The sequence below is a fragment of the Streptomyces sp. NPDC050806 genome (assembly GCF_055586425.1).
This window is the reverse complement of the sequence record NZ_JBVJIF010000003.1, coordinates 661,886-673,962: the sequence shown is the minus strand read 5'-3', so window position 1 is coordinate 673,962 and position 12,077 is coordinate 661,886. Positions and strand designations below refer to the sequence as shown.

The window sequence follows — 12,077 nt, the reverse complement described above, 5'->3', positions numbered from 1 at the left end:
CACGTACGACTCACGTACGACGCGTGCGTCAGACCGTACGGAAGGCGAGGACCACGTTGTGGCCGCCGAAGCCGAACGAGTTGTTGATCGCCGCGATGGTGCCCTCCGGCAGCTGCCGGGGCTCGTCGCGCACGATGTCCGCGTCGATCTCCTCGTCGAGGTTGTCGACGTTGATGGTCGGCGGGGCCTGACGGTTGTACAGCGACAGGACCGTCGTGACGGTCTCGATGCCGCCCGCACCGCCCAGCAGGTGGCCGGTCATCGACTTCGTCGCGGAGATCGCGATGTGGTCGACCTCGTCGCCCAGCACCCGGCGCAGCGCCTTGATCTCGGCGATGTCGCCCAGCGGTGTGGACGTGGCGTGCGCGTTGAGGTGCACCAGCTCGGCCGGCTTGAGGTCGGTGTCGTCCAGCAGGTTCTGGACGGCGGCCGCGATGCCGCGGCCGGTCGGCTCCGGCTGCGCGATGTGGTGGCTGTCGGCGGACAGGCCCTGGCCCAGCGCCTCGCAGTACACACGGGCGCCACGCTTGGCGGCGTGCTCGGCCGACTCCAGGATCACCACGCCGGCACCCTCACCGAGGACGAAGCCGTCCCGGGCGGTGTCGTACGGGCGCGACGCCTTGGTCGGCTCGTCGTTGTTCTTCGACATCGCCATCATGTTGGCGAAGGCGACGAGGGGCAGCGGGTGGATCGCCGCCTCAGTGCCGCCCGCGACGACCACGTCGGCACGGCCGGTGCGGATCATCTCGATGGCGTACCCGATGGCCTCGGCGCCCGAGGCGCAGGCGCTCACCGGGGTGTGCACGCCCGCCTGCGCGCCGACCTCCAGGCCGACGTTGGCGGACGGGCTGTTGGGCATGAGCATGGGCACGGTGTGCGGGGAGACGCGGCGTACGCCCTTGTCCTTCAGCACGTCGTACTGGTCGAGCAGGGTGGTCACGCCGCCGATGCCGGAGGCGATCACGGCGCCCAGGCGCTCGGGGGTGACGACGGCCGAGCCGTCCTCGGTGGTGTCCTCGCCGGCCGGGCCGGTGAAACCGGCGTCGGCCCACGCCTCGCGCGCGGCGATCAGCGCGAACTGCGCCGAACGGTCCAGCTTGCGGGAGACGGGACGGGGCAGGACCTCACCCGGGTCGACGGCCGCGGTGGCGGCCATCCGGACGGGGAGGTCGGCGAAGCGTTCGTCTTCCAGGGGCCGCACGCCGGAGCGGCCCGCCAGCAGACCTTCCCAGGTCGAAGCGGTGTCGCCACCCAGCGGTGTGGTTGCGCCGATACCGGTGACGACCACGGTGCGATTGGTCGCGTTCACGGGAATTCTTGTCTCCACAGGTAGAGGGGTCGAGAATCGACGGCGCCACCGCGGGGTGGCGACATGCGGAGCTGGGTCAGCTCTGGTGCTCGAGGATGTACTTGGTGGCGTCGCCGACCGTCTTCAGGTTCTTGACGTCGTCGTCGGGGATCTTGACGTCGAAGCGCTCCTCGGCGGCGACGACGACCTCGACCATGGACAGCGAGTCGACGTCCAGGTCATCGGTGAAGGACTTGTCCAGCTTGACGTCCTCGGTGGGGATCCCGGCGATCTCGTTGACGATCTCGGCGAGACCTTCGACGATCTGCTCCTGAGTGGCGGCCATGATGGCGCTCCTTCGGTGTTTTTCGAGTGAAACTGTGCTTTGTGGTGAAGTTCCGCACAGCGGCCGGAGCGTACGGGACGCCCGTGCTGTGTAGATCTTGCCTAGGGGAGAGTAACGACCGTGGCGGCGTACACGAGACCCGCCCCGAACCCGATGACGAGTGCGGTGTCGCCGCTCTTGGCCTGACCGGTCGCCAGGAGCCGCTCCATCGCGAGCGGAATCGAGGCGGCCGAGGTGTTTCCGGTGGTCTCCACGTCACGGGCGACCGTGACCGACTCGGGCAGCTTGAGCGTCTTCACCATCGAGTCGATGATCCGCATGTTGGCCTGATGCGGGATGAAGACGTCCAGATCCGCCGGGCTGACGCCGGCCACGTCCAGCGCCTCCTGGGCGACCTTGGCCATCTCGAAGACCGCCCAGCGGAAGACCGCCTGGCCCTCCTGGGTGATCGCCGGGTAGCGGATCTCGTCCAGGGCCAGCTGGTCGCCGGGGCCGTCGCCGCCGGGCACCGGGGTGCGGCGGTAGGCGTCCCAGCCCACGGTCTGCTTGATCGTCTCGGACTTGTCGCCCTCCGAGCCCCAGACCGTCGGGCCGATGGCCGGCTCCTGCGCGGGACCGACCACCACGGCACCGGCACCGTCACCGAAGAGGAAGGCCGTCGCGCGGTCCTCCAGATCGGTCAGGTCCGACAGCCGCTCCACGCCGATGACCAGCACGTATTCGGCCGAGCCCTCGGTGACCATGCCCTTGGCGAGGGTCAGGCCGTACCCGAAGCCCGCGCAGCCGGCGGAGATGTCGAACGCGGCCGGCTTGCCGGCACCGATGCGGTGCGCGATCTCCGTGGCCACCGCCGGGGTCTGCTTGAAGTGCGAGACCGTCGAGACGATCACGCCGCCGACCTGCTCCGGCGTGATGCCGGCGTCGGCGATCGCCTTGCCCGCGGCCTCCACCGACATCGCCGCGACGGTCTCCTCCGGGCCCGCCCAGTGCCGCGTGGAGATGCCCGAGCGCGACCGGATCCATTCGTCGGAGGAGTCGATGTACTTGAGGATCTCCTCGTTCGGCACGACATTGACGGGGCGGTAGCCGCCCACGCCCATGATGCGCGCGTACGGGGCGCCCTGCGAGGGCTTGATCTTCGAGGTCATGCTCGTGGTCTCCTTATCCGGCCGAGTTCTCGGCAGCGGGAGAAGCGTGCTCGGCGATCAGCTCGCGGGCCGCGTCGAGGTCCTCCGGCGTCTTCAGCGCGAGGGTCTTCACACCCGGCAGCGCGCGCTTGGCCAGGCCGACGAGGGTCCCGCCGGGAGCCGCCTCGATCATCGCGGTGACGCCCAGCTCCTTGAAGGTCTCCATGCACAGGTCCCAGCGCACCGGGTTGGCCACCTGGCCCACCAGGCGGTCCACGACCTCCTGGCCGGAGGCGACGGCCGCGCCGTCCTTGTTCGAGACGTACCGGGTGTGCGGAGCGGTGGCGGACAGCTCCGCCACCGCGGTCTCCAGCACCGAGACGGCCGGGGCCATGTGGACCGTGTGGAACGCGCCGGCCACCTTCAGCGGGACGACCCGCCGGGTGCCCTCCGGCTTGTCCTCGGCCAGCGCGGCCAGCTGCGCGGCGGTGCCGGCGGCCACGATCTGGCCCGCGCCGTTCACGTTCGCGGGGGTCAGGCCCAGCTTCTCCAGGTGCGGCAGCACGACGTCCGGCTCGCCGCCCAGCAGGGCGGACATGCCGGTCTCGGTGACGGCCGCGGCCTCGGCCATGGCCAGGCCGCGCTTGCGCACGAGCGCCATCGCGGCCTCGTCCGGCAGCACGCCGGTGAGCGCGGCGGCGGCCAGCTCACCGACGCTGTGGCCGGCGGCGGCGCCGACGCGGGCCGCGAAGTCCTCCGGCGTCGCGAACAGCTGCCGCGAGGAGATCAGCGCGGACGCGACCAGCAGCGGCTGGGCGACGGCGGTGTCGCGGATCTCTTCCGCGTCCGCCTTCGTGCCGTAGTGGACCAGGTCCAGGCCGATGGCGTCGGACCAGGCACGGAGCCGGTCCTCGACACCGGGAAGGTCGAGCCAGGGAGTCAGGAAGCCGGGCGTCTGAGCGCCTTGGCCGGGAGCGACGAGTACGAGCACCCTCACACTCTCTCTTGTGGGAGGTCCCGCCCGCCCGTGGGGACAGGGACGAAGAACCATCTGGGTAATTGTTGGTGTCCGACAAAAGCTTAGGGCTGCGCCTCACCGTCTGCCAGGCGCCCCAGGATGAGGGCGATACGCAAGGTGAACGCCGAGCGGACGTCGGACGGCGACCATCCGGTGACGTCCGTCACACGTCGCAGCCGGTAGCGCACGGTGTTGGGGTGCACGAAGAGCATCCGCGCCGCCCCTTCCAGGCTGCTCGCCTGCTCCAGATAGACGCTCAGCGTCTCCAGGAGGGCGCTGCCCGCCTCCTCCAGTGGTCTGTAGATCTCCTCCACCAGCTGGTCGCGGGCCGCCGGGTCACCGGCCATCGCGCGCTCCGGCAGCAGGTCGTCGGCCAGCACCGGACGCGGCGCGTCCGGCCACGCGGCACACGCCTTCAGCCCCGCCGCCGCGGCCTGCGCCGACCGCGTCGCCGCCAGCAGGTCGGAGACCACCGGGCCCGCCACCACCGGACCCGCGGCGAACGGCCCGATCAGCGCCTTCGCCGCCTTCAGCGGCTCGTCCGAACCGCCCGCGATCACCACCAGGCGCGTCCCGAGCACCCCCGTCAGCACCTGCAGCTTCGCGTGCCGCGCCGCCCGCCGGATCGCCTCCACCGTCAGCTCGCTGTCCCCGTCCGGGGCCGTACCGAGGACCACCGCCACGTGCTCGGGGGAGTTCCAGCCCAGCGCCGCGGCGCGGGACACCGCGCCCTCGTCCGCCTCACCGGACAGCACGGCGTTGACCACCAGCGACTCCAGCCGCGCGTCCCACGCGCCGCGCGCCTCGGCGGCCTGCGCGTAGACCTGCGCGGTCGCGAAGGCGATCTCCCGCGCGTACACCAGCAGCGCCTCACGCAGCACCGACTCGTCACCCGGAGCGGCGACATCGTCGATCGCCGTCTCCATGACCTCGATCGTGGTGCGCACCATCTCCACGGTCTGCCGCAGCGTGATCGCCCTGGTCAGCTCGCGCGGCGCCGTACCGAAGACGTCCGTGGAGATCGCCTGTGGAGTCTCCGGATGCCGGAACCACTCCGTGAAGGCCGCGATGCCCGCCTGGGCCACCAGACCGATCCAGGACCGGTTCTCCGGAGGCATCGCCCGGTACCACGGCAGTGTCTCGTCCATGCGGGCGATGGCATGGGCCGCGAGCTTGCCGGAGGACTTCTCCAGCCGGCGGAGGGTCGCGGAGTGCGGGTGGGCGTCGTGCGATGCGGGTTCAGACACGGGCACAAGCCTGCCTTATCGGGGCGGGGTGATGGCGCGGTGGGGCTACGGTGGCCGAATGATTCAGGTGCGCAGAGCCCAGGAGCGCTACCCCGGCGGGGACCCGCAGGCCGGCATCGAGACCCGCCACGCCTTCTCCTTCGGCCACCACTACGACCCGGACAACATCAGGTTCGGCGCGCTGATCGCGTGCAACGAGGAGCGGCTGGCGCCCGGCGCCGGTTTCGACGAACACCCGCACAGCCACACCGAGATCGTCACCTGGGTCGTCGAGGGCGAACTCACCCACCGCGACAGCACAGGACACGAAACCCTCGTACGGCCCGGCGACGTCCAGCGGCTCGGCTCGGCCCGCGGCGTACGTCACGTGGAGCGCAACGACGGCCCGGAACCGCTGCGCTTTGTCCAGATGTGGCTGGCACCCACGGAGCCCGGCGGCGAACCGGACTACGAGGTGGTGCGCGGGATCGCCGACGGCACCCCGTACGCCGTGCCGCGCGCCGACTCGATGCTGCACGTACGGCGGCTCGCGGCGGGCGACCGCACGGCCGTACCGGACGGCGCCCGGGTCTGCCTGCACGTCGTACGGGGTGCCGTACGTCTCGGCGACGCGCTCACCGACGGCGGCCAGAAGCTGCTGGAGGCGGGCGACGCGGCACGCGTCACCGACGCCAAGGAACTGGAGCTGACCGCCGAATCGGCGGCGGAGGTCCTGATGTGGGAGATGCCGGCGGAGCCCACGTACGGCTGAGTGCCGGGGCGGGGCCGGGCTCAGGCGGCGCGCAGGTCCGCGAGCACCGCGTCCGTGAAGGGCGGCCACGCCTCGATGGCCCAGGGACCGAAGGCCCGGTCCGCGAGTGCGGCGCAGGCGGCGCCCGCGTCCGGGTCGACCCACAGGAACGTGCCGGCCTGCCCGAAGTGCCCGAACGTACGCGGCGAGGACCCCGCACCCGTCCAGTGCGGCGTCTTGCCGTCCCGGATCTCGAAACCCAGCCCCCAGTCGTTGGGCTTCTGGTTGCCGTACCCCGGCAGCACACCCGACAGCCCCGGGAAGGCCACCGACGTCGCCGCCGCCAGCGTCTCGGGCGCGACCAGCCGCGGCGCGAGCAGCTCGGCCCCAAAACGGGCCAGGTCGGCGGCGGTCGACACGCCGTCCTTGGCCGGCGACCCACCCGCAGGCAGCTCGGTCGCCGCCATGCCCAGCGGATCGAGCACGGCCTCCTTCAGATACTGCGGGAAGGGGATGTCGGTGACCTTCGCCAGGTGCGCGCCGAGCGCCTCGAAACCGGCGTTGGAGTAGATCCGGCGGGCCCCCGGCTGCGCCATGATCCGGTCCTCGTCGAACGCCAGGCCCGACGTGTGCGCCAGCAGGTGCCGGACCGTCGCCCCCTCAGGACCGGCCGGCTCGTCCAGCTCGACCGCGCCCTCCTCCACCGCGAGCAGCACTGCGTACGCGGCCAGCGGCTTGGTCACGGAGGCCAGCGCGAAACGGTGCTCCTGCGGCCCGTGCGTACCGGCCACCGTGCCGTCGGCTCGTACGACGGCCGCCGCAGCGGTGGGCACCGGCCAGTTCTCGATCATCCGCAGGCTCTCCATGGCCCCGAGCCTAAGGGACGCCCCGCGGGCCCCCGCCGCGTGCCCCCGGCGCCCGCCGACCGGTCACGCACGGCCAAAGATTGCGCCAAGTCTCCGCTTGCTTGGAGTGCACTCCAGCTCTCTAGCGTTGGAGACGTCGTGAGGGAAACGGCGAACGGGAGTAACGGCATGTCGGTGATGGAGAGCGCTCCGGTCACGTCCCGGGCGAGGCCGCGCAACTGCGCCGGCCTGCGGGTGGGCCCGCGACGGCCGGACGGCCAGGACCGGTACACGATCAGTGAGGTCGTCGACTTCACCGGCCTCAGCGCCCACACGCTGCGCTGGTACGAACGCATCGGACTGATGCCGCACGTCGACCGGACGCACACCGGCCAGCGCCGCTTCACCAACCGCGACCTGGACTGGCTGGACCTGGTCAGCAAGCTGCGGCTGACCGGCATGCCGGTCGCCGACATGGTCCGGTACGCCGAACTGGTCCGCGAGGGTCCGCAGACCTTCCCCGAGCGGGAGGAACTGCTGACGGCCCACCGCGAGGACGTCCGGCACCGGATCGACGAACTGCGCAGCACGCTGGAAGTACTCGACTACAAGATCGACCTGTACGCCGACGCACGCCGGGCGGCGGAACGGGAGCACGAACGTGGCTGACCGCCCGTGTACGAGCCCGGCGACGAGGGAGCGGGAACAATGACAGAGAAGATCGCATCCGTCGAGCTGGGCACGGGCGGACCGCGCGTCGGCGTCCAGGGCCTCGGCTGCATGGGCATGAGCTGGGCGTACGGCCCCGGCTCCGATGCGGGGCAGGCCCGCGCGACGCTGGAGCACGCGCTCGGCCTGGGCGTCACGCTGTACGACACCGCCGATGTCTACGGCAGCGGCGAGAACGAGAAGCTCATCGCGCCGTTCATCCGGGCGCACCGCGACGAGGTCGTCCTGGCGACCAAGTTCGCGATCGTCAGGGACCCGTCCGACCCGTACAGCCGCGGCGTACGCAACGACCGGCCCTACATCCGGCAGGCGGTCGAGGGCAGCCTCACGCGCCTCGGCGTCGACACCATCGACCTGTACTACATGCACCGCCGCGACGTGACCGTCCCCATCGAGGAGACGGTCGGCGCGATGGCCGAGCTGGTCGCCGAGGGCAAGGTCAAGCACCTCGGCCTGAGCGAGGTCACGGGCGAGGAACTGCGGGCCGCGCACGGCGTGCACCCGATCGCCGCCGTCCAGTCGGAGTGGTCGCTGTTCAGTCGCGACGTGGAGCGCGGCGCGGTACCGGCAGCGGCGGAGCTGGGCGTCGCCTTCGTGCCGTACTCGCCGCTCGGCCGCGGCTTCCTGACCGGCTCGTTCGTCAGCGCCGACAAGGAGCTGACCGAGGACGACTTCCGCCGTACGCAGCCCCGCTTCACGGGGGACAACGCGACCGCCAACGCCGGACTGCTCGCGCCCGTACGGGAGATCGCGGAGACGCGCGGCGTGACGCCCGGCCAGGTCGCGCTGGCGTGGGTGCAGCAGCGGGCCGAGGTCCACGGCCTGGCCGTCGTCCCGATCCCGGGCACCCGCCGCGCCGAACGCGTCACGGAGAACGCGGCGGCGAGTGGCCTCCGGCTTTCTTCCGACGAACTGTCGCGGCTGGACCCGATCGCCGCGCGGGTCGCGGGCGACCGTTACGCGGACATGGCGTTCACGTCGGCGGGTCGGGAGTAGCCCCCGACCGACCAGCCACTTGAGCAGCGAGCTCAGCTCCCACGCACCTGTCTTTTCCACCCGCCCCCTCCCGTCGGTGGTGGGTGAAAAGACGGGGCGGGGCCGAGGTTTGAGGGTGGGGGTGGGGGCCTACTGGGGCTGAGGGGGAGGGCCCCACTCAGCCCATACCCAGGGCGAAGAGCGCGAATCCGGCGGCAAGGGCCGCCACCGTGGCGCGGAGGGCGCGGCCCGCGCCCCAGGGGGCCTCGAAGCGGCGGGTGAAGGCGCCGATGGCCACCAGGAGCAGGGCGAAGAGGGGGAGCCAGGCCAGGCGGGTCAGCAGCCAGGCCGCGGAGTCGGGCGGCGTGGTCAGGCCGGGTACCGGACCGGCGTACGCGGACGGGACAGCGGCCATGAGCATCGCGGTCTGGTGCCAGCAGAAGATCGTCATCGCGCAGAGGTTGATCACTACCACCGGCGCCCAGAGCGCCGGGCGGCGCAGCAGGGCGGCGATCCGGTCCCGGAGCAGGACCGCGGCGCCGCACTGGGCCGCCGCCAGCGCCAGGACCAGCAGCGACGGCGGGTGCGAGTTGGTCCGGTCCGCGCCGGGGACGCCGACCATGCTGGCGGGGTACTGGAAGACCAGCAGGAGGACGGCGAACAGGGCGGTGCCGCCGGCCAGCAGAACCCATGCGGCACGCCGCCCGAGCCGGCGCTCGCCCCAGCACACGCCGAGCTGGTACGCGAAGAGCCAGCCGGGGAGCAGGTTGAGGAGCGCGAGCCAGGACGGTACGGCCGCCGCGTACGGGCCGTAGCGCAGGAAGTCGACCACCGCGACGGATGCCAGGAGAGGCGCGGCCGCCCACGGCCCGAGACGGGCCGCGGCCCGCACGCAGTACGGCGTGAGCGCGGTGACCCCCGCGTACACCCCCACGAACCACAGGGGTTGAACGACCAGCGTCGCGCCCGTACGGAGCGTCGCCTCGGGGACGCCCGCCGCGGACAGCACCCCGATGAGCAGCGCCCATACGGCCGTCACGGCGAGCACCGGGCGGCCCAGGCGGGCCAGTCGGCCACCCAGCCAGTGTGCGGTGGACTGCCCGCGCTCGGTCGCGCGCCGGTAGGAGAGGACGGAGGAGCAGCCGCCCACCAGGAAGAAGATCCCCAGCAGTTGGAGCCCCCAGCTGACCGGTGCGAAGAAGCCGAGCGTGGAGAGTGGGCTGGCGTTGTGCAGTGCGCCCTCGGCGTCCAGGGTGAAGCCGCCCACCAGCCAGTGGCCGGTCGGCACGGCGAGCAGGGCGAGTGCGCGCAGGCCGTCGATCGCGCGGTCGCGGTGGGCCGGGGTGCGGTCGTCGATGGAGCGGACCGCGCGGCCCGCCTTGCGGAGGAGCGTGCGCGGCGCGCCGCGCGGGGACGGCGGCGTGAGGTCCGGTGCGCCGCGCGGAGGTGCGGGACGGTCGGCACCGCCGGTGCCGCCGGGGTGCAGGAACGCGAGGGTCATGGCGGGTCCTTGGATGAGAGGCGCGCGCCCCGCGCGCGACGTTTCGGCGTGCTCGGCGCACGCCCGTGGTGACGGCCCGGCGGGCGCTCAGCGCACGTCGGCGTAGCGGCCGAGCACGATGTCGGCGAAGCCGGCCAGGGAGTCGGTGCCGGGGACGAGATAGCCGGTGTGGCCCTCGGCGCGGTCCGCGGCGACGCGGCGCGCGCCGAACGCGGGATCGGTGGGGTCGGTGCCGTGCCCGAGGCCCAGCACCTCGACGTTCGGGATGCGCCCGATCCAGTCCGAGGCGTCCCGGGCGGCCCATACCCGGCCGCCGGCGTGCAGGTCGGCGGCCCGTTCCGTACGGGCGCCGGGCGAGCCGAAGAGGATCACGTCACCGACCGCGGCACGCCCGGCCCGGGGCGCGGCCAGGCCGCAGACGACCGAGCCGTAGCTGTGGCAGAGCAGCGCGGGCGCGGGGGCGCCGGTCGCGGCCAGCCCCGCCAGCAGCCGGGCCAGCCGGCCGGCGCCGGCCTCGGCGAGCCGCCCGGTCGCCGCGTCCGGGCCGAGGCCGACCGGGGTGGTGTAACCGGCCCACGCGATCACCGCGGTGGGCACGGCCGGCGCCTCGGCGGTCAGCCGGGCCCGCAGCGAGGCGGCCATGCCGGTCGGCGTGCCGTACCGGTCCCGCTCGCGGTCGAAGGTGCCGGCGTCGATGTCCGAGCCGGGCACCACCACCGCCGTGTGCCGGGCCGCGCCGAGGTCCCCGTACACCTCGGCGACCTGCCCCCGGCCGCGCGGGTCGAAGAAGAGGATCTGCCGCCCGGGGGCGAGGAGTTCGGTGTAGCGGCCGGCCAGGGCGCGGGCTTGCGCGCGGTCCTCGGCGGTGCGTGCCGGGTCGTCGGCGCGGGAGTGCTGGCGAGTGCGTTCGGCGCGCAGGGCGTGGGCGTTCGCGCGGTAGCGCAGTTCAACGGGCGCGCCGTCCAGGGTGCCCACGGTCATGGGGTGCCGGTCGGCGAGCCGGTTCCGTTCCGCGTCGGTCAGCCCCGCGAAGAAGCGGGCAACGGCGGCGGGTGAGGCGGTCGCCGGGTCGGGCAGCGGCCGGCCCAGCGTGTGGTCGGCGCGCCAGGCGGCGGCGCCCGGCGCGGGCCCGGTGACGGCGGTCTGTTCCGAGCCGGCCGCCCAGCCCCCGGTACCGGCGACGAGCGTGGCGGCCACGGCGAGCGCTGCCCACCCCCGGCGCCGCCGACGGGCGCCGGACCGCGCGCCGGTGCGCGGTGTGCTGCTGCGCGGCGTGGCGGTGGTGTCGGCGGTACGCGGCGGAGTGCGCAGCGGCATCGTCGGTCTCCCTCTCCCAGTGGCGTGGCGGAGGGAAACGTAGGAAGGGGGTGCCGGGCGCGGCGTCACACCGCGGGGCCAAGTGGCAGGTGATACCGGGGTATTGGGCCCTCGTCCGTACGGAGGAGAAAGGGCGGTGCCGCGCCTCGCAGCTCCCCATGGCGGTCATCCACCTCTGAGCGGCGCGGCACCTGTGCCCGGTCCGGTCACCGGGCCATCAATGAAACGGTTCTTCAGCCGGTGGGCACGGTCCGGATGGCGGCGATGTCGAACTGGAGGCGCACCTTCTCGCTCACCATGGCGCCGCCCTCGGCCAGCTTGGCGCTGTACGTCAGGCCCCAGTCGGAACGGTTGATGGTCGTGGTGCCGTCGAAGCCGGCCCGCTGGTAGCCGAACGGATCGGTGACCTGCCCGATGTAGGTCAGCTCCAGCACGACCGGGCGGGTGACGTCCCGGATGGTGAGGTCACCCGCCATCCGGTAGACGTCCTTGCCCACGATCTGTACGTCGGTGCTCTTGAAGGTCATGCGGGGGAAGTTCGCGGCGTCGAGGAAGTCGCGGCCCATCAGGTGGTCGTCGCGCTGCTCCACGCCGGTGTCGACGCTGGCGGTGGCCAGCGCGATCTGGGCGTTGGAGCGGGAGGGGTCCACACCGTCGAAGTACAGCCGGCTCTCGAACTCCGTGAAGGCGCCGCGCACCGTGGTCACCATGGCGTGCCGTACGGAGAAACCGATCCTGCTGTGCGCGGGGTCGATCATCCACTCGCCGGTGAGGTGGGCGAGAGCGGGGTCCAGCGGGCCGTCGGGCGCGTGCGCTGCCGGAGCGGCGGGCGACTCCGGAGAGTATGTCTCCGGGCGCCGGGGGGAGGAGCTGCGGCTGAACAATTTCATGAGAAACGTTGTTACTAAGAACGCGCGCGATGCCGCAAGTGCTGCTCAGGGGCCGGAACAACCC

12 protein-coding genes are annotated in these 12,077 nt (G+C 72.7%); 3 read left to right on the top strand and 9 right to left on the bottom strand.

Features of this window, described 5'->3' with window-relative positions; all coding sequences use genetic code 11:
- Positions 1–28: 28 nt before the first annotated feature.
- From ACZ6WH_RS12305 to ACZ6WH_RS12285, 5 genes are all read right to left on the bottom strand, one after another.
- Positions 29–1,309, bottom strand: a complete 1,281-nt coding sequence (locus tag ACZ6WH_RS12305) for a beta-ketoacyl-[acyl-carrier-protein] synthase family protein (RefSeq protein WP_432853836.1) — start codon at positions 1,307–1,309, stop codon at positions 29–31.
- 76 nt (positions 1,310–1,385) lie between these two features.
- Positions 1,386–1,634 (bottom strand): acyl carrier protein, encoded by a 249-nt coding sequence (locus tag ACZ6WH_RS12300; RefSeq protein WP_469727862.1) that lies wholly within the window; start codon positions 1,632–1,634, stop codon positions 1,386–1,388.
- Between the two features lie 101 nt (positions 1,635–1,735).
- Positions 1,736–2,782: a ketoacyl-ACP synthase III gene (locus ACZ6WH_RS12295; RefSeq protein WP_432853830.1), complete on the bottom strand. Its 1,047-nt coding sequence runs from the start codon at positions 2,780–2,782 to the stop codon at positions 1,736–1,738.
- A gap of 13 nt (positions 2,783–2,795) precedes the next feature.
- Positions 2,796–3,752 (bottom strand): ACP S-malonyltransferase, encoded by a 957-nt coding sequence (locus ACZ6WH_RS12290; protein ID WP_469727860.1) that lies wholly within the window; start codon positions 3,750–3,752, stop codon positions 2,796–2,798.
- An 89-nt stretch (positions 3,753–3,841) separates the two neighbouring features.
- The gene (locus ACZ6WH_RS12285) at positions 3,842–5,026 is read right to left on the bottom strand and encodes a PucR family transcriptional regulator (protein ID WP_030249149.1); all 1,185 of its coding nucleotides are present in this window, start codon (positions 5,024–5,026) and stop codon (positions 3,842–3,844) included.
- Positions 5,027–5,084: 58 nt separating this feature from the next.
- Here ACZ6WH_RS12285 and ACZ6WH_RS12280 point away from each other — a divergent pair, with 58 nt between their 5' ends.
- The gene (locus ACZ6WH_RS12280) at positions 5,085–5,777 is read left to right on the top strand and encodes a pirin family protein (protein WP_469727858.1); all 693 of its coding nucleotides are present in this window, start codon (positions 5,085–5,087) and stop codon (positions 5,775–5,777) included.
- A gap of 20 nt (positions 5,778–5,797) precedes the next feature.
- Here the strand turns inward: ACZ6WH_RS12280 and ACZ6WH_RS12275 are convergent, their stop codons facing one another.
- Positions 5,798–6,622, bottom strand: coding sequence for a serine hydrolase domain-containing protein (locus ACZ6WH_RS12275; protein ID WP_469727857.1), 825 nt, complete (start codon positions 6,620–6,622; stop codon positions 5,798–5,800).
- Between the two features lie 168 nt (positions 6,623–6,790).
- Between ACZ6WH_RS12275 and ACZ6WH_RS12270 the strand changes: the two genes are divergently transcribed.
- On the top strand, positions 6,791–7,270 hold the full coding sequence (locus ACZ6WH_RS12270) for a MerR family transcriptional regulator (RefSeq protein ID WP_432853820.1): 480 nt from the start codon (positions 6,791–6,793) through the stop codon (positions 7,268–7,270).
- A gap of 39 nt (positions 7,271–7,309) precedes the next feature.
- Positions 7,310–8,326: an aldo/keto reductase gene (locus ACZ6WH_RS12265; RefSeq protein ID WP_469727856.1), complete on the top strand. Its 1,017-nt coding sequence runs from the start codon at positions 7,310–7,312 to the stop codon at positions 8,324–8,326.
- Positions 8,327–8,483: 157 nt separating this feature from the next.
- On the opposite strand, the gene ACZ6WH_RS12260 is transcribed toward ACZ6WH_RS12265, so the two are convergent.
- The 3 genes from ACZ6WH_RS12260 to ACZ6WH_RS12250 all read right to left on the bottom strand — a co-directional run bounded on the left by ACZ6WH_RS12260 (position 8,484) and on the right by ACZ6WH_RS12250 (position 12,013).
- A complete protein-coding gene (locus ACZ6WH_RS12260) occupies positions 8,484–9,806 on the bottom strand; it encodes an acyltransferase family protein (protein ID WP_469727854.1) in 1,323 nt (440 codons plus the stop codon).
- Positions 9,807–9,893: 87 nt separating this feature from the next.
- A complete protein-coding gene (locus ACZ6WH_RS12255; RefSeq protein ID WP_469727853.1) occupies positions 9,894–11,123 on the bottom strand; it encodes an alpha/beta hydrolase in 1,230 nt (409 codons plus the stop codon).
- A 233-nt stretch (positions 11,124–11,356) separates the two neighbouring features.
- The gene (locus tag ACZ6WH_RS12250) at positions 11,357–12,013 is read right to left on the bottom strand and encodes a YceI family protein (protein WP_469727852.1); all 657 of its coding nucleotides are present in this window, start codon (positions 12,011–12,013) and stop codon (positions 11,357–11,359) included.
- Between the last annotated feature and the right edge of the window lie 64 nt (positions 12,014–12,077).